At 68.0% G+C, this 18,080-nt stretch carries 14 protein-coding genes; 11 read left to right on the forward strand and 3 right to left on the reverse strand.

The annotated features are described in order from the left end of the window. Positions 1–391 (reverse strand): YggS family pyridoxal phosphate enzyme (locus tag H261_RS07590; protein WP_008616095.1); only part of this gene is annotated, 391 nt, incomplete at its 3' end. 29 nt (positions 392–420) lie between these two features. Here H261_RS07590 and H261_RS07595 point away from each other — a divergent pair. Then, positions 421–1,014, forward strand: coding sequence for a thiamine phosphate synthase (locus H261_RS07595; RefSeq protein WP_008616096.1), 594 nt, complete (start codon positions 421–423; stop codon positions 1,012–1,014). On the opposite strand, the gene H261_RS07600 is transcribed toward H261_RS07595, so the two are convergent. Together H261_RS07600 and H261_RS07605 are read right to left on the reverse strand one after the other, a co-directional pair. After that, the gene (locus H261_RS07600) at positions 1,001–2,527 is read right to left on the reverse strand and encodes a tetratricopeptide repeat protein (protein ID WP_008616097.1); all 1,527 of its coding nucleotides are present in this window, start codon (positions 2,525–2,527) and stop codon (positions 1,001–1,003) included. The two genes, H261_RS07595 and H261_RS07600, sit on opposite strands and share 14 nt — an antisense overlap. Positions 2,528–2,594: 67 nt before the next feature. Then, on the reverse strand, positions 2,595–3,881 hold the full coding sequence (locus H261_RS07605; protein ID WP_008616098.1) for a porin: 1,287 nt from the start codon (positions 3,879–3,881) through the stop codon (positions 2,595–2,597). Between the two features lie 345 nt (positions 3,882–4,226). On the opposite strand from H261_RS07605, the gene H261_RS07610 reads away from it, so the two are divergent. From H261_RS07610 to H261_RS07650, 10 genes are all read left to right on the forward strand, one after another. Then, complete coding sequence (locus H261_RS07610) at positions 4,227–4,745, forward strand: DUF3576 domain-containing protein (protein WP_008616099.1); 519 nt, start codon at positions 4,227–4,229, stop codon at positions 4,743–4,745. Between the two features lie 70 nt (positions 4,746–4,815). After that, positions 4,816–7,404, forward strand: coding sequence for a leucine--tRNA ligase (gene leuS / locus H261_RS07615; protein WP_008616100.1), 2,589 nt, complete (start codon positions 4,816–4,818; stop codon positions 7,402–7,404). After that, the gene (gene lptE, locus H261_RS07620) at positions 7,391–7,963 is read left to right on the forward strand and encodes an LPS assembly lipoprotein LptE (protein WP_040475955.1); all 573 of its coding nucleotides are present in this window, start codon (positions 7,391–7,393) and stop codon (positions 7,961–7,963) included. Before leuS ends, lptE begins: the two co-directional genes overlap by 14 nt. Further along, positions 7,960–8,982: a DNA polymerase III subunit delta gene (gene holA / locus H261_RS07625; protein WP_008616102.1), complete on the forward strand. Its 1,023-nt coding sequence runs from the start codon at positions 7,960–7,962 to the stop codon at positions 8,980–8,982. Before lptE ends, holA begins: the two co-directional genes overlap by 4 nt. After that, positions 8,982–10,037, forward strand: a complete 1,056-nt coding sequence (locus H261_RS07630; RefSeq protein WP_008616104.1) for an SGNH/GDSL hydrolase family protein — start codon at positions 8,982–8,984, stop codon at positions 10,035–10,037. The genes holA and H261_RS07630 overlap by 1 nt, the downstream gene beginning before the upstream one ends. Positions 10,038–10,153: 116 nt before the next feature. Further along, positions 10,154–14,953, forward strand: coding sequence for an NAD-glutamate dehydrogenase (locus tag H261_RS07635; protein ID WP_008616106.1), 4,800 nt, complete (start codon positions 10,154–10,156; stop codon positions 14,951–14,953). A 30-nt stretch (positions 14,954–14,983) separates the two neighbouring features. Next, entirely contained in the window at positions 14,984–15,562 is a 579-nt protein-coding gene (gmhA, locus tag H261_RS07640; RefSeq protein WP_008616115.1) for a D-sedoheptulose 7-phosphate isomerase, read from the forward strand. Positions 15,563–15,633: 71 nt separating this feature from the next. Next, positions 15,634–16,068 carry an SxtJ family membrane protein gene (locus H261_RS07645; protein WP_008616116.1) on the forward strand — a complete coding sequence of 145 codons (435 nt, stop codon included), beginning with the start codon at positions 15,634–15,636 and terminating at the stop codon, positions 16,066–16,068. A 10-nt stretch (positions 16,069–16,078) separates the two neighbouring features. Beyond that, a complete protein-coding gene (locus tag H261_RS25755; RefSeq protein WP_008616124.1) occupies positions 16,079–16,228 on the forward strand; it encodes a DUF5989 family protein in 150 nt (49 codons plus the stop codon). 12 nt (positions 16,229–16,240) lie between these two features. After that, positions 16,241–18,079, forward strand: a complete 1,839-nt coding sequence (locus tag H261_RS07650) for a carbamoyltransferase family protein (RefSeq protein ID WP_008616126.1) — start codon at positions 16,241–16,243, stop codon at positions 18,077–18,079. The last annotated feature ends 1 nt before the right edge of the window (position 18,080 follow it).

Below are 18,080 nucleotides of genomic sequence, written 5' to 3' on the forward strand. Positions count from 1 at the left end.
TCTGCGGTTCGCGCCCGGTATTGACCTGGATGAGGACGCGGGGCCGCCGGCCGCTGCGCTCCATCTCGTCGGCGACGGCGCGGGCCAGCTTGGGCCGGTCGATGGTCTCGATCATGTCGAACAGGGCGACGGCGTCGCGCACCTTGTTGCTCTGCAGCGGGCCGATCAGGTGAAGTTCCAGGCCGGGAAACTCCGTCTTAAGGCCAGGGAACTTGCCTTTGGCCTCCTGCACCCGGTTTTCGCCGAACACACGATGGCCGGCGGCCAGGGCTTCGCGCACCGCCTCGGCCGGATGGGTCTTGCTGACCGCCACCAGGGTGACGGGACGGCCGCGGGCGGCGGCCTCGATGCGGGAGTGGACGGCGGCAAGGCCGGCGGCGACGGCGGACAAGGCGGGGATTTCTCCGTTAGAATGCGGCCATGACCGTAGCAAACCGCCGCCCCCGACTCAACAAGCCCCCCCGCCTGCTGCTGGTGACCGACGACATCCGCCTGCCCGATCCCCTGGCCGCCATGGCGCGCCTGCCGCCGGGGGCGGGGGTGATCCTGCGTCATTATGCCGGTGAGCGGCGGGCCGGTCTGGCGCGCGATGTGGCCCGGCTGGCCCGGCGGCGGCGGCTTGTCCTGGTGGTGGCGGGAGACTGGCGGCTGGCGGCACGGCTGGGGGCGGACGGGCTGCATCTGCCGGAGGGACTGGCCCGTCATGGCCTGCTGGCCGGGGCATTGGGCTGGGTGCGGCGGCGGCGGCGCCTGCTGCTGGTGGCCTGCCACGGTATGGCGGCACTGGCGCGGGCGAGGATTCTGGACGCCGATGCCGCTCTGCTGTCGCCGGTGTTTCCCACCCGAAGCCATCCGGGCGCGGCGACCATCGGGCCGCTGCGCTTCGGCTTGTGGGTGCGCCGCGCCGGCCTGCCGGTGATCGCCCTGGGCGGCATGAGCCGCCGCCGTCTGCGCCGTCTGCCCCGCGGCGCGGCGGCGGGGATGGCGGCGATCGGCTCCCTTACAAAATCCTGAGGGCCTGGGCGATGGCGGCCGCCACCGGGCGCCAGTCACCGATGGCGGGCTGGCGGAACAGGCGTGCCGTGGGATACCAGGGGGAATCGCTCCGCCCGTCGAGCCAGCGCCATTCCGGGTAGGCCGAGGCCATCAGCCACAGGGGACAGCCCAGCGCCCCGGCCAGATGAGCGGTCGAGGTATCCGACGACACCACCAGGTCGCAGGCCCGCATCAGGGCGGCAGTGCCGAGAAACGCGCCGGCCGCGTCGCAATCCCCGGGCAGCGGGGTGAGGGGGAAAGGCGCCTGGCCCACCGGCCCGCCGCCGTGGACGCTGAAGAAATCCACCCGGTCGGCGACTTCCGCCAGCGGCGCCAGATGGGACAGCGGCACCGAGCGGAAGTGATCCAGATCATAATCCGGGTTGCCCTGCCAGTTGATGGCCACCGCCAGCCGCCCAGGGCGGCGGATGCGGCGGCGCCATGCCTCCACCGCGTCGCCGGGGGCGTGGAGATAGGGGACGCGGCCGGCCCCGAACGGTTCACTCGGCCACAGCAGCAGCGGCAGGCTGGCGATACCGACCTTGTGGTCGTGATCGGGCTCCGGCGTGCCCATGGCGTGGTAATCCAGGCGGGGATGGGTGGGGAAACAGACGCGCAGCATGGCGTTCAGCCGGGCCGGCAGCGACAGAACGACGCGGGCGCCCCGCTCCAGCAAGGGCAGGACAAAGCGGATATACTGGAACGTATCGCCAGCGTATTGATCCTGGTCGATCAGGATGACGCTGCCGTCCAGCCGGTCGGGCAGTCGGGCGAAGGGGCGGTCGTGCCGGGATTCGTAATCGGCCCAGCCGATGGCGTAATCCTCCTGGCGCAGGGCGGCGAAGCCCCGGTTGAAGCGGGCCTGCTTGTTGCCGGGGGCCAGCTCCACCGCCCGGTCGAGGGCGGCGCGGGCGGCGGCAACCTCGCCCTTCAGCAGATGGGCGTTGCCGCGATTGATCCAGGCGCCCACATGGCCGGGGATTGCGGCCAGCACCTGGTGGCACAGGTCCAGCGCCTCGTCGGCCCGGCCGGCCAGATGCAGGGCCGAGGCCAGGGTGGCGGCGATGTCGGGATGGCCGGGGGCCAGGCCCAGGGCCAGGCCCAGCTCGGCCACCGCCTCGGGATAGCGGCGGGCGGCCTGCAGCAACTCGGCCAGGGTCAGGCGGAAGGACAGATCGGCCGGCCCCGCGGCGATGGCATGGCGCAGCGAGCGTTCCGCCTCGTCCCGGTCGGCGGCGCGGCCCAGGGCCAGCAGAGCGCGGGCCAGATTGGCATGGGCGGCGGGGTTGGAGGCGTCGAGGCCGATGGCGCGGCGGATATCCCGCGCCGCCTCGTCGGGCCGGCCCAGCTGCAAACGGGCGCAACCCAGCAGATGCCACAGCCGGGAATTTCCCGGCTCGGTCCGCAGCAGCGTCTCGGCGGTCCGGGCGGCCTCGGCCGGCCGGCCCTGGCTCATATGGAGCACGGCCTGTTCGAAACTGGGGGCGGTCATGAGGGACTCACAAAAAGAAAGAGGGCGGCCGAAGCCGCCCTCCCCATGTCGAGATGTCGACGGCCTATTAGAAGGCCAGCGACAGACCGGTCATGGCAGCCCAACCGGAGTTGGAATACTGGCTGTTCACAGCGGCGGTGGCACCGGCGATGCCGTCGCGCTGGTCGCGGTACTCGATGTAGCCGACCGAAGCCAGGACGTCCACGCCCGGGCCGAGGTTGTACTTGCCCGAAGCCTGGTAGGCGTCGATGGTGTCGTCCTTGCCGTTACGCAGGGTGGTGTTCGACAGGCCGATCACCGACGAGTGGAAGTAGGCGAAGGACACGGCGTACGGGCCGGAAGCGTACTGCAGACCCACGTCGTAGGCATAGCCGCCGAAGTCGACGTCGACGCCGGCAGCCTGGGCACCCTTGATGGTGCCGATCTGCGAGGTGCCGCTCAGAGCCGCGGCGGTGTTGCCGCCGTTGCGACGGTCATCCGAGGCGCGCTGGAACGAGCCACCCAGGGTGAAGCCGGCATAGGACAGCTGAGCGCCGTAGGACTGCTGCGTGAAGGCGTTCTCGGCCTTGTTGGCAACGGCCTTCAGATCGACCCAGACGTAGCCGGCCGAAGCCTTCACGCCCACCGGGCCGAAGGTGTTGGCGTAGAGGGCGCCGCCGCCCCAGGCCTGCAGACGGTCGTTGCCGGTGCCACGGGAGTGGCCGCCGAGGGAGGTGCCGGTCGCGTTGCGGGCGACGTTCGGGACGTACGAGGCGCCCAGGGTCAGACCATAGAAGGACGGAGCCACGTAGGTGAGCTTCTCGGCCTTGTCGTCGCTGATGATGTTGGTGGTGTTGGACGACGAGGTGTAGCCGACGCGCTGGTTCATGCCCATCACGGTGCCCGGACGGGAAACCGAGAAGTTGCCCAGCATCATGCCGCCTTTGGTGAAGTTGGCAGCGGCGTCAGGAGCCTGGACGTGCAGCAGCGAGGTGCCGTTGGCGTGCATGCCGGCCAGGACCTTACCGAAGCCGCCTTCGATCCACGAATAGGCGTTGTCGATGCCGTCGGTGACGCCATCGGAGTGGCCGCCGGCTTCCATGGTGATCACGACGCCGACCTTCAGGCCGTTGTCCAGGGCGGTGCTGCCCTTGAAGTGGATCTCGTTGTCGCCCTTGACGTCGGCGTTCGAGCGATAGCTGGCGGCGGCCAGGCCGGCCTGCTCCTGGAAGGAGTCGTCCTGCCACACACCGACAACCCACCACTTGGAGTAGCCGCTGATGTCCAGCTTGATCTTCTCAGCGGCGGAAGCGGCGCCGGCGCTCATCATGCCGGCGGCGACCAGCGCGGTGCTGGCGAAAAGAATCTTCTTCATGGTATCTCCTCTTCTTTGGCCTTGCGACGACGACCCCCAATGGCCGCACCCGCTATCCAAATGAATGAACGAACGGTCGACATCACGCCATGGCCGGCGGCGACAGTCAAGCAAGGCGGGGCGGTGTCTGTATCGAAAACTCCGCACTGTGGCATCGATGCAACACAGGGGGGTGTCCGGGAGCATCCGGCGTTACCGCTTGCAGGGTGGGCGCCTCTCGTAGCATTCTTGCCTGTCGCGACGGCGGGAGCCTGCCGTCGGAGGATTTTCGCGTGCCAACAGGCCGCGCATCGGTGCGGCGGGGTGAAGACGGTGATGACGAGGAAGATTTCGGTGGGCGGGAAAATGTCGGTGAAGGGCCTGGGCGCCCTGGTGCTGGTCGGCGCGGCCCTGGTGCTGGCAGCCTGCGATCAGGGTCAGGCGGTCTACCCGACCAAGGAGAAGGGCGACGCCGCCCCGCGCATGTCCAACGAGAAGCGCGAGACCATCTTCGGGCCGGAAGGCCTGTTCGGCAAGAGCAAGTCGGATAACGAAGGGGTGGGCATCGGCGTCAACGCCTTCCTGTGGCGGGCGTCGCTCGATACCGTTTCCTTCATGCCGATCACCACGGCCGACGCCTTCGGCGGCACCATCATCACCGATTGGTACCAGCTGCCCGAGACGCCCAGCGAGCGCTACAAGGTCAACGTCTTCATCCTCGACCGGACGCTGCGCGCCGACGGCGTCAAGGTCTCGCTGTTCAAGCAGGTCCGCGATGGCACCGGCAACTGGGTCGATGTGCGCGTCGATCCCAAGATGGTCGTCGACCTGGAAAACTCGATCCTGACCCGGGCGCGCCAGCTCCGGGTCGTTTCGACCGAATAGAGCCGGTTCCCGGGCGGCGATGCCGCCCGGCGGCAACCGAGACATCCCACCAGCAGCAATGGACAGACCCATGTCGCGCCCGGAAGGCATCAGCGGCGACCGCTACAACGTCAAGGAAACCGAAGCCCGCTGGCAGAAGGCCTGGGAAGAGAAGCGCTGCTTCGAGGCCGAGATCGCGCCGGGCAAGCCCAAATATTACGTGCTGGAGATGTTCCCCTATCCGTCGGGGCGCATCCATATGGGCCATGTGCGCAACTACACCCTGGGCGACGTGGTGGCGCGCTACAAGCGGGCCAGGGGCTTCAACGTCCTGCACCCCATGGGTTGGGACGCCTTCGGCCTGCCCGCCGAGAACGCCGCCATCTCCAACAACGTCCATCCCGCCAAGTGGACGCGCGAGAATATCGCCGCCATGCGCGAGCAGCTGAAGTCCATGGGCCTGTCCTATGACTGGCGGCGCGAGGTGGCCACCTGCGAGCCCGAATACTACCGCCACGAACAGAAGATGTTCCTGGACTTCCTCAAGGCCGGGCTGGTCTACCGCAAGGAATCCTGGGTCAATTGGGACCCGGTGGAAAACACCGTGCTGGCCAACGAACAGGTGATCGACGGCCGCGGCTGGCGTTCCGGCGCCCTGGTGGAGAAGCGCCTGCTCTCCCAGTGGTTCCTCAAGATCACCCATTACGCCCAGGACCTGCTCGACAGTCTGGCGACGCTGGAGCGCTGGCCCGAGCGGGTGCGCCTGATGCAGGAGAACTGGATCGGCCGCTCCGAGGGCGCCCGGCTGATGTTCGACCTGGCGGGACGGGCGGATAAGCTGGAGGTCTTCACCACCCGCCCCGACACCCTGTTCGGCGCCAAGTTCGTCGCCATCGCCGCCAACCATCCCCTGGCCGGCGAGCTGGCGGCCGCCAATCCGGCCCTGGCCGGGTTCGTGGCCGAATGCAACCGCATGGGCACCTCGGAAGCGGCCATCGAGACCGCCGAGAAGAAGGGCTTCGATACCGGTCTCAAGGCCGTGCATCCCTTCGATCCCACCTGGACGCTGCCCATCTACGTGGCCAATTTCGTGCTGATGGATTACGGCTCGGGCGCCATCTTCGGCTGCCCGGCCCATGACCAGCGCGACCTCGACTTCGCCAACAAGTACGGCCTGGGCTGGACCCAGGTGGTGGAGCCCGCTTCCGACAAAGAGGCGGTGCTGGCCGCCATCGCCAAGGGCGAGGCCTATGCCGGCGACGGCAAGGCGGTCAATTCGAAATTCCTCGACGGGCTGGCGGTGGACGAGGCCAAGGCCGAGGCCATCCGCCGCATCGAGGAGATGGGCCGCGGCGAGCGCACCATCAACTACCGCCTGCGCGACTGGGGCGTGTCGCGCCAGCGCTATTGGGGCTGTCCCATCCCGGTGATTCACTGCGAGTCCTGCGGCACCGTGCCGGTGCCGGCCGAGCAGCTGCCGGTGGTGCTGCCCGAGGATGTCGGCTTCGACAGGCCGGGCAACCCGCTCGACCACCATCCCACCTGGAAGCACGTGGACTGCCCGTGCTGCGGCAAGCCGGCCCGGCGCGAGACCGACACCTTCGACACCTTCTTCGAATCCAGCTGGTACTTCGCCCGCTACACCTCGCCCGACCGGTCCGACGTGGCCTTCGACCGGGCGGCGGCGGATTACTGGATGAGCGTCGATCAATATATCGGCGGCATCGAGCACGCGGTGCTGCACCTGCTGTATTCCCGTTTCTTCACCCGGGCGCTCAAGGATTGCGGCTACCTGAACGTCAAGGAGCCCTTCGCCGGCCTGTTGACCCAGGGCATGATCTGCCACGAGACCTACAAATCCGAGGACGGCGCCTGGCTGTTCCCCACCGAGGTGGTTCCCGGTCCCGACGGCACGCTGGTGCACGCCGAGACGGGCGCCCCGGTCGCCGGCGGCCGCTCCGAGAAGATGAGCAAGTCCAAGAAGAACGTGGTCGATCCCGCCGGCATCATCGACGGCTACGGCGCCGACACCGCGCGGCTGTTCATGCTGTCGGATTCTCCGCCCGAGCGCGACCTGGACTGGACCGAGGCCGGCATCGACGGGGCCTGGCGCTACGTCAACCGGCTGTGGCGCATGGTCGCCGTCGCCGAGCTGCCGCCCGCCGGCACGCCCATGCCCGAGCTGTCGCCCGAGACCGTCAAGATCCGCCGCCTGCTGCACAAGACCATCGCCCAGGTGGGCGAGGATCTCGAGCGCTTCCACTTCAACAAGGCGGTGGCCCGCATCCGCGAGATGACCAACGGCCTGGGCGAATTGCCAGCCGGCGATGCCGGGGCCGCCTGGGTGCTGCGCGAGGGACTGGAGGCCACCGCCCGGCTGGTCGGGCCGATGATGCCCCATCTGGCCGAGGAGATGTGGCTGGCCCTGGGCGGGTCGGGCCTGCTGGCCGAGGCCGCCTGGCCGGTGGCCGATCCCGCTTTGCTGGTCGAGGACAGCGTCACCGTGGCCGTCCAGGTCAACGGCAAGCTGCGCGCTACCATCGAACTGCCCAAGGACGCCGATGCCGCCCTGGCGGAGCAGACGGCGCTTGCGCAACCCCCGGTGATTTCGGCAATGTCGGGAAAACCCGCGCGCAAGGTCGTGGTCGTGCCCAATCGGATCGTCAATGTGGTGGTCTAGAGCGCTTCTTCTCTTCGCTGTTCTGGCGCTGGGCCCGGCGGGCTGCGGCTTCAAGCCCATGTACGGCGCGCCGTCCGGCGCCGCGTCGGGCATCGACGCCAATCTGGCCGCCATCCGTATCGAGCCGATCAAGGACCGGATCGGCCAGCAATTGCGCAACGGCCTGCTGCAGCGCCTGTCACCGCGGGGCGAGGCCGCCGACTATGCCTACAGCCTGAAGGTCGTGCTGAGCGAAGGCGTCAGCAATCTCGGGTTCCGCAAGGATACCTACGCCACCGTCGCCAACCTGAGCATGTCCGCCCAGATCCAGCTGAGCGGCGATAATGCGACGATCCTGGGGGAGACGGTCACCACCACCGTCTATTTCGACCATCTGGGACCGCGCTACGCCAGCGTCGCCACCGAGCGCGACGCCCAGGAACGGGCCCTCAACCAGCTGGCCGACGATATCCGCAACCGCATCGCGGTAGCGCTTCAGCGCTACCAGGCCAATCCCAACGACGAGCGCTACCGCCGCCGTTCCCTGTTCGGCGGCGAAGGCGGCGAGGGCCGGCGGTGAAGCTGAGCGGGTCGCGGGCCGAGGCGTTTCTCAAGGCGCCGGACCCGTCCGTCCGCGCCGTCCTGGTGTTCGGTCCCGATCTGGGGCTGGTGCGCGAACGGGTGCAGCGGCTGATCCGCTCCGTGGTGCCCGATGCCGCCGATCCCTTCCGGGTGGCCGAGCTGACGCCGGCCGCCCTGAAGGAGGTTCCCTCCCGTCTGGCCGACGAGGCCGCTTCCATGGCGCTGGGCGGCGGACGGCGGGTGGTGGTGCTGCGTGACGCCGGCGACGGCCAGAGCGGCGCGGCGTCCTCGTTCCTGGCGCGGCCCATGGGCGACGCCCTGGTGGTGATCGAAGGCGGCGAACTGGGGCCGCGCTCCAGCTTGCGCAAGCTGTTCGAGGGTGCCGACAATGCCGCCGCCCTGGCCTGCTACGGCGACGAGGGCGGCTCGCTGGCCGGGGTGATCCAGGAGGAGCTGAAGGCCGCCGGGCTGATGGCCGAACCGGACGCCATGGCCTATCTGACCGAACATCTGGGCGGCGACCGCCGCCTGACCCGCGCCGAGCTGGGCAAACTGGCCCTTTACATGGGCGGGCCGGGGCGGGTGGGCCTCGAGGATGCCGTCGCCTGCATCGGCGACACCGCCGCCTTGGGGCTGGACGATCTGGCCCTGGCCACCGCCGAGGGCGACCATGCCGGGGCGCAGCGGGTGCTGGACCGCCTGCTGCGCGAGGGCGGCCAGCCGGTGGGCATGCTGCGCTCGGTGGCCCGGCACTTCCAGCGCCTGCATCTGGCCGCCGGATTGATGGCCCAGGGCAAGTCCACCGATCAGGCCATGGCCGCCCTGAAGCCGCCGGTGATCTTCAAGGCCGCCGAGCGCTTCAGGCGCCAGCTGTCGCGCTGGCCCGCCGACCGGCTGGGCAAGGCGTTGGACCTGCTGACCGAGGCCGAGGTGGATTGCAAGACCACCGGCATGCCGGCCGCCGAGATCGCCTCGCGCGCCCTGATGATGATCGCCCGGGCGGCGGCGAGGCGCTGATGGCCGGCCGCACCTCCCTCGGGCGCCTGATCGCCGTCAACCTGGGGATTCTCCTGGCCGGCCTGGTGATCGCCGAACTGGCGTTCGGCAGCTGGCTGTTCGGCCCCGGCTGGGGAACCATGAACATTCCCCGCGACGTCCGCCGGATCTTCGACGTCAGCGGCCTGTACGGCGGACCCAAGGACGCTGTCTACAGCCGCGACCGCTGGGGTCTGCGGGGTGTCTACGAGGACCCCGGCGCCATCGACGTCCTGACCATCGGCGGCTCGACCACCGACCAGCGCTTCATCGGCGACGGCCAGACCTGGCAGGATTACCTGTCCCAGGATCTGGGCGGCCGGGTGGTGGTCAATGCCGGTATCGACGGCCAGTCGACGCTCGGCCATCTGCGGGCCTTCGACCGCTGGCTGTCGCAGATTCCCGGCCTGAAGCCCCGTTTCGTCCTGGCCTATATCGGGGTCAACGACGCCCACCTGCAGGGCCAGCAGCAATGGGACGACATGGCGTCGCCCTCCGTCTGGCGCCGGGCCGGGCGCTACGTCGCCAACCATTCGGCCCTGGTGCAGGTGGCGACCACCATCCAGGGGACGCTGAAGGCCCGCAAGGCCCATGTGGTGCATGGCGGGACCGAGGTGGCGCGCGGCCCGTGGGTGGCGGGCCGGCCGCCCGATCCGGCGCAGGCGGCGGATGCCGCCTTGGTCGAGGCCTACGGTCAGCGGGTCACCGCTTTGATCGCCCGCATCCGGGCCGCCGGAGCCCAGGCGATCATCGTCACCCAGAGCCGCTCCGACTACCGGGTGGGCGCGGCCGGCCAGCCCCTGGGGCGGGGGATGGCCCCGGATTCCGTGAATTTCGGCTCGTGGGCCATGCAGACCGCCTTCAACCGCCGCGCCATGGCGGCCTGCGCCGAGGCGGGGGCGGTCTGTCTCGACCTGGGCCGCGACCTGGCCTTCGAGGACGGCGACTTCTACGACTGGGTCCACACCACGCCGGCGGGCAATCGCCGCATCGCCCAGTGGCTGGCCCCCCGCCTGGCGCCGGTACTGGCGCAATAATCCGCTGAGTCCTGATACTATTCGACGATATCTCCGTCTTGTACAAAGTGGAGATCGCCCCCATTCTTCCTGGGATAAGGCATGCACAGACATTGCCGGATCAAGGGGGGTGGGCCATGGAAATCTCCGCTTATCTGGATCGGCGCATCGCCGAGTTGTCCGAACCCTTGGCCAAGGCCGGCGCCGAACGCCTGATCCGCGCCTATGTGGCCGGCGTTCCCCTGGCCGATCTGGCCGAGGCCGACCCGGAGCTGGTCTACGGCGCCGCGCTCGGCCTGTTCGCCTTCATGCGCGAGCGCAAGCCGGGCGCGCCGTCCATCCGGGTGTTCGATCCCGATCTCGACCGCCACGGCTGGGTGTCCAGCCATTCGGTGGTGGAGATCGTCAACGACGACATGCCGTTCCTGGTGGATTCGGTGGCCATGGAACTGGCCCGGCACGGCATCAAGGTGCATCTGCTGGTTCATCCCGTGGTGCGGGTGGACCGCGAGCAATCGGGGATGCTGGCCGGCGTGGCGGACAACGGCGGCGGCACGCTGCAGGAATCGGTGATGCATGTGGAGATCGACCGCCAACCGGCCGATATCCAGGCCCAGCTGGCCGCCTCGCTGGCCGAGGTGCTGGGCCAGGTGCGCTTCGCCGTCGCCGACTGGCGGCGGATGCTGGACACCCTGTGGACCGGAATCGCCGAGTTCGAGGGCGCGGCGGCCAAGGTGCCCGCCGAGGAGAAGCAGGAGGGGCTGGCCTTCCTGGAATGGCTGGCCGACAACCACTTCACCTTCCTGGGCTACCGCCGCTTCGACCTCGCCAAGGGGGTCGCCGCCGACCCGGCCAGCGGCCTGGGCATCCTGTCCGACGCGCAGGCCCACGTATTCGACGACACCATGACCCTGGCCGACATGCCGGCCGAGCTCAGGGCCTTCGTCCAGCGGCCCGAGCCGCTGATGGTCACCAAATCGGCCCGCCACGCGGTGATCCACCGGCCGGTGCGCATGGATATCATCGGGCTGAAGCAGTTCGATTCCAAGGGCCGGGTGGTCGGGCTGCACGCCTTCCTCGGCCTGTTCACCTCGGCCGCCTATAACGACCGCCCGGCGCAGATTCCCCTGCTCAGGCGCAAGATCGCCCGGGTCGAGGCCCGCGCCGGTTTCAACCGGTCCGGCCACGACGCCAAGGCCCTGACCAACATCCTGGAGACCTATCCCAGGGACGAGCTGTTCCAGGTGTCCGAGGACGCCCTGTTCGAGACCAGCATCGGCATCCTGCACCTGCAGGACCGCCAGCGCGTGGCGGTGTTCCTCCGGAACGACGAGTTCGAGCGCTTCGTCTCCTGCCTGGTGTTCGTGCCGCGCGACCGCTACGACACGCCGCTGCGCCTGGCCATCACCGCCATGCTGGAAGAGGCGGTGGGCGGCACCCTGGACGCCTTCTACACCCAGGTGGCCGACCTGCCCCTGGCCCGGCTGCATTTCATCATCCGCACCAGCCCCGGCCATCTGCCCCGCATCGACGCCTCGGCGCTGGAGGCCCGCATCGCCGACGCGGCGCGCACCTGGCACGAGCATCTGGGCGACGCCCTGATCCAGACCCATGGCGAGGCCAGCGGGCTGGCCCTGTCGCGCCGCTGGGGCAAGGGATTCCCCGCCTCCTACCGCGAAAGCCACGGCGCCCTGGCGGCGGTGGCCGACGTGGGGCGCATCCAGGCGGCGGCGGGCGGCGACATCGTCCTCAATCTCTACCGCCCGGTGGAGGCCGAGCCGCGCCAGGGCAGGCTGAAGCTCTACCGCTCGGGCAATCCGGTGCCGCTGTCCGGCGTGCTGCCCATGCTCGAAGCCATGGGGCTGGTGGTCATCGCCGAGGTCCCCCACGAGATCATTCCCGAATCCGGCGGCGTGACCGTGTGGATTCACGATTTCGAGGTGGAAAGCGCCGACGGCTCGGCGCTCGACGTGGCCGAACGGCGCGAGCTGTTCCACGATGCCCTGGCGGCGGTGTGGCGGGGCGATTCCGAAAGCGACGGCTTCAACCGGCTGGTGCTGTCGGCCGGCCTGTCATGGCGCGAGATCATGGTGCTGCGCGCCTGCACCAAGTATCTGCGCCAGACCGGCATCACCTACAGCCAGGCCTATATCGAGCAGGCGCTGGGCGGCAATGCCGACATGGCGGCCGGGCTGGTCCGGCTGTTCCTCGCCGTCTTCGACCCCAAGGGGCAGTCCGGCGACGCGGGCGATGCCGAGGCGGTGCTGCTGGCCGGGCTGGACAAGGTGGTCAGCGCCGACGACGACCGCATCCTGCGGCGCTTCCTCAACCTGATCCGTTCCACCTTGAGAACGAACTACTTCCAGGCCGGCGCCGACGGCAGGCCCAAGGCCTATCTGTCCTTCAAGCTGGATTCCAGGGCGGTGGACGAGTTGCCGGCGCCCCGGCCCCTGGTCGAGGTGTTCGTCTATTCCCCCCGGGTCGAGGCCATCCACCTGCGCGGCGGCAAGGTGGCGCGCGGCGGCATCCGCTGGTCCGACCGGCGCGAGGATTTCCGCACCGAGATTCTCGGCCTGATGAAGGCCCAGATGGTCAAGAACGCGGTGATCGTGCCGGTAGGCGCCAAGGGCGGCTTCGTGGTCAAGCGACCGCCTGCGACAGGTGGGCGCGAGGCGTATCTGGCCGAGGGCATCGAGTGCTACAAGACCCTGATGCGCGGTCTGCTGGACCTTACCGACAATCTGACGCCGGAAGGGGTCAGGCCGCCCCCGGATGTGTTGCGCAAAGACGGCGACGACCCCTATCTGGTGGTGGCCGCCGACAAGGGCACCGCCACCTTCTCCGACATCGCCAATTCCGTCTCGCTGGATTACGGCCATTGGCTGGGCGACGCCTTCGCCTCGGGCGGGTCCCAGGGCTACGACCACAAGAAGATGGGCATCACCGCCAAGGGTGCCTGGGTGGCGGTCGAGCGCCATTTCCGCGAGATGGGCGTCGATACGCGGAGCGAGGATTTCACGGTGATCGGGGTGGGCGACATGTCGGGCGACGTGTTCGGCAACGGTCTGCTGCGGTCGCGCCATGCCGGGCTGGTGGCCGCCTTCAACCACGCCCACATCTTCCTCGACCCCGAGCCCGACCGGGAGAAGACCTTCGCCGAGCGCGAAAGGCTGTTCAACGCCGTCAAGGCCTGGCCCGATTACGACGTCTCGCTGATCTCGGAAGGCGGCGGCATCTGGCCGCGCACCGCCAAGACCATTGCCATCAGCCGGCAAGTCAAGGCCCGTTTCGGTATCGAAGCGGATAGCCTGACCCCCACAGAGCTGATCCGCGTTCTGCTGAAGGCGCCGGTGGACCTGCTGTTCTTCGGCGGTATCGGCACCTATGTGAAGGCGTCCAGCGAAAGCAACGCCGAGGCCGGCGACCGCGCCAACGATTCCTTGCGCATCAACGGCGCCGAGATCGGAGCCAAAGTGGTGGGCGAGGGCGCCAATCTGGGCTTCACCCAGCTGGGCCGCATCGAATACGCCATGAGCGGGGCGGGCGGCGAAGGCGGGCGCATCGACACCGACGCCATCGACAATTCCGCCGGGGTGGATTGCTCGGACCACGAGGTCAACATCAAGATCCTGGTCAACGACCTGGTGGCGGCGGGCGACCTGACGCCAAAGCAGCGCGACAAGCTGCTGGCCGAAATGACCGAGGAGGTGGGCGCCCTGGTGCTGCGCGACAATTACCTGCAGACCCAGGCCCTGACCATGCTGCAGGCCCAGGGGCCTGAGCTGCTGGATGCCGAGGCCCGCTTCATGCGCCTGCTGGAAAAGAGCGGACGGCTGGACCGGGGTATTGAATTCCTGCCCACCGACGAAGCGCTGACCGACCGGGCGGCCCGCAAGCAGGGCTTCACCCGCCCCGAACTGGCGGTGCTGCTGGCCTATGGCAAGATCTGGCTGTACGACCATATCCTGGCCTCGGAACTGCCCGATGACCCCTTCATGGCCATCGACCTTACCAACTACTTTCCGACGCAGCTACGGGATCGTTTCGGTCACGATATCCAGCGCCACCGGCTGCGGCGCGAGATCATCGCCACGGTGGTGACCAATTCCATCGTCAACAGGGTGGGCGGCGCCTTCGTCTCGGAACTGATGGAGACCACCGGCCATCCCCCCGCCCAGGTGGCCAGGGCCTATATCGTGGCCCGCGATGCCTTCCGCATGCGCGAGGTGTGGCGGGCCATCGAGGAGCTGGACGGCAAGGTCGCCGCCGTGGCCCAGACCGCCATGCAGCTGGAGGCCAACCGGCTGGTGGAGCGCGCCACCATGTGGGTGCTGCGTTCCATGCCGTCGCCCTTCGCGCTGGGGGCCGGCATCGCCGAACTGTCGCCCGGCGTCAAAGCCCTGGAAGGCGCGGTGCCGGGCATCCTGCCCCCGGATGCGGCGGCGGCGGTGCTGGCCCGCATCGAGCATTTCGTCGGACAAGGTGTGCCCCACGACTTGGCGCAGCGGGTGGGCAATCTGATCGTCCTGGCCTCGGCTGCCGACATCCTGCGCATCGCCACCCGTCAGGCTCTCACCATCGAGGCGGCGGGACGCCTCTATTTCGCGGTGGGCGCCCGCTTCTCGCTGGGCTGGCTGCGCGCTTCCGCCGAGAAACTGTCCGGTCGCGGCCACTGGCTGAAGCTGGCGGCGGCGGCCGCCATCGAGGATCTCTACGGCCATCAGCGCGACATCACCAGTGCGGTGGCGGCGTCCTATCCCGGCCTGGCGCCCGACGAGGCGGTGCAGGTCTGGCTGGAGGCCAACCGGGCGGCGGTGGAACGGGCCGAGACGCTGCTGGCTGAACTGAAGGCCGCGTCCCATATCGATCTATCCATGATCATGGTCGCCAACCGGCAGCTGCGCACCCTGACGGAATCGGGTGTTACGGCGCCGTAAGGAAATTCATTCCTGGATGAGGATTGTCCCATGAAATTTGCCGCTTTTCTCGACCAGCAGATCGCCGAGCACGCCGAGACCCTGGCGGTCACCGGAGCGGCGGTGCGCGAGCCCTTCCAGCATCTGGTCCAGGCCTGCATCGATTCCCTGGCCGCCGGTGGCAAGATCCTGTTCTTCGGCAATGGCGGGTCCGCCGCCGATGCCCAGCATTTGGCCGCCGAGCTGGTGGTGCGTTACCGGGTCAACCGCAAGGCTATCGCCGCCGTGGCTCTGACCACCGACACCTCGATTCTCACGGCCTGCTCCAACGACTTCTCCTACGAGGAGATCTTCTCGCGTCAGGTCGAGGCCCTGGGCCGGCCCGGCGACGTGGCCATCGGCATCACCACCTCGGGCAACAGCCCGAACGTGCTCACCGCCCTGGCGGTGGCCCGCGACATGGGGCTGGTGGCGGCGGGCCTCGCTGGCCGCGACGGCGGCAAGATGGTGGGGCTGGCCGATCCGCTGTTGATCGTGCCGTCCATGGTCACCGCCCGTATCCAGGAGATGCACATCCTGATCGGCCATGCGCTCTGTGACCAGGTCGAGGCCATGGCGGCCCCGGCTTGACGGTTTGCCAGCTTGGGGCCGGCTGTGGTAGAAGTCCGCCAGATTTCAGCAATCAGGCCTGACCCAGCAGCATGAGCAAGTCACAGGGTGCCATCGACGGCGGATCCCATGCCCGCAAAGTCGAGATGGGTTCGGACCGGTCTTTCGGGCTGGTTTTTGCCGTCGTTTTCGCCATCGTCGCGCTGTTTCCGCTGAAGGATGGCGGCGGGCCCCGGCTGTGGGCCGGTGCCATTGCCGCCGCCTTCCTCGTGGTGGCCTTTGTCTATCCCCAGGCGCTGAAGCCGCTCAACAGGCTGTGGTTCCTGGTGGGCGTGGCGCTGCATCATGTGGTGACACCGCTGGTCATGGGGCTGTTGTTCTTCCTGACGGTGACGCCGACCGCCCTGATTATGAGGGCCTTGGGCAAGGACCCGCTGCGCCTGGCCCGCGATGACAAGGCCGCCAGCTATTGGATCAACCGCACCCCGCCTGGCCCGGCGCCCGACAGCATGCGCCGCCAGTTCTAGGAGATTGCCCGTGAGTTTCCTCATCGAGCTTTGGCAGTTTTTGCGCGAGCGCAAGAAATTCTGGCTTTTGCCTATCCTGATCATGATGGTGGTGTTCGGCGGCCTGATCGTGCTGAGCCAGGGTTCGGCGGTGGCACCCTTCATCTACACCCTGTTCTAAAGGTTCCGGCCCTTGCGCATTCTCGGTCTGTCCGCCCTGTATCACGACAGCGCCGCCGCCCTGATCGAGGATGGGCGTATCGTCGCCTGCGCCCAGGAAGAGCGCTTCACCCGCAAAAAGCACGACGCCGCCTTCCCCGAGAACGCCATCGCCTATTGCCTGGCGGAAGCCGGGATCGGCCTGAACGACCTGGATCACGTGGTGTTCTACGACAAGCCGTTCCTCAAGTTCGAACGGCTGCTGGAAACCTATGTGGCCTTTGCTCCCAAGGGGTTCACCTCGTTCAAGACCGCCATTCCGGTGTGGCTGAAGGAAAAGCTGTTCCAGAAGGATTTGCTGGCGCGCGAGTTCAAGCGTTTTGCGCCCGATTTCGACTGGATGAACAAGCTGCTGTTCGCCGAGCATCATCTCAGTCACGCGGCCAGCGCCTTCTTTCCCTCCCCCTTCGAGGACGCCGCCGTGCTGACCATGGACGGCGTGGGGGAGTGGACCACCACCTCGCTGGCCATGGGTTCGGGCAACCGGCTGGAGATCCACAAGGAACTGCACTTCCCCCATTCCCTGGGGCTGCTCTATTCCGCCTTCACCTACTATACCGGCTTCAAGGTCAATTCCGGCGAGTACAAGCTGATGGGCCTGGCGCCCTATGGCGAGCCGAAATACACCAGGCTGATCCTCGACCATCTGGTGGATCTCAAGGAGGACGGCTCGTTCCGCCTGGACCAGTCGTATTTCGACTATTGCACCGGGCTGACCATGACCAACGGGCGTTTCTCGGCGCTGTTCGGCCAACCCGTGCGCAAGGCCGACAGGGAGCCGCTGACCCAGTTCCACATGGACATCGCCGCCTCCATCCAGGAGGTCACCGAGATCATCGTGTCCAAGCTGTGCCACGGCATCAAAAAGGAGACCGGGGCCAAGAACCTGTGCCTGGCCGGCGGCGTGGCGCTCAACTGCGTCGCCAACGGCAAGATCCTGCGCGAAGGCATCTTCGAGAACATCTGGATTCAGCCGGCGGCCGGCGATGCCGGCGGCGCCCTGGGTGCCGCCCTGGCCGGCTACCACATCCACAAGGGCCAGCCGCGCAGCGTGACGCCCGGCAAGGATGCCATGAAGGGCTCCTATCTCGGCCCTCTCTTCGAGCAGTCTGATATCGAGGCGCGGTTGACGAAAGCCGGGGCCAAATTCGAGGTGATGGGCGAGGATCAGGTGATCGAGGCCACGGCCACGGCCCTGGCCGACGAGAAGGCGGTGGGCTGGATGCAGGGCCGCATGGAATTCGGCCCCCGGGCCCTAGGTGGCCGCTCTATCCTGGGCGATCCCCGTTCGCCTTCCATGCAGAAGACGCTGAACCTCAAGGTCAAGTACCGGGAAAGCTTCCGCCCCTTCGCGCCCAGCGTGCTGCGCGAAGATGTGGCCGAATGGTTCGACCTGGACGGCGATTCTCCCTATATGCTGCTGGTGGCGCCCGTCTCCGAAAAGCACCGCCGCGCCATGACCGAGGACGAGCAGAGGCTGTTCGGCATCGACAAGCTGAACGTGCCGCGTTCAAGCCTTCCGGCGGTGACCCATGTGGATTATTCCGCCCGCGTACAGACCATCCACGCCGACACCAATCCGCGCTACCACGCCCTGATCTCGGCGTTCAAGGCCCGCACGGGGTGCGGCGTGGTGGTCAATACCAGCTTCAACGTGCGGGGCGAGCCCATCGTGTGCACGCCGGAAGATGCCTTCCGCTGCTTCATGGGCAGTGAAATCGAGGTCCTGGTGGTGGGTAATTGCTTCCTTCGGAAGGAAGAGCAGGACCCGGCGCTGAAGCTCGATTACAAGAACGCCTTCGAGCTGGACTGAT

Source organism: Paramagnetospirillum caucaseum (genome assembly GCF_000342045.1).
GTDB lineage: Bacteria > Pseudomonadota > Alphaproteobacteria > Rhodospirillales > Magnetospirillaceae > Phaeospirillum > Phaeospirillum caucaseum.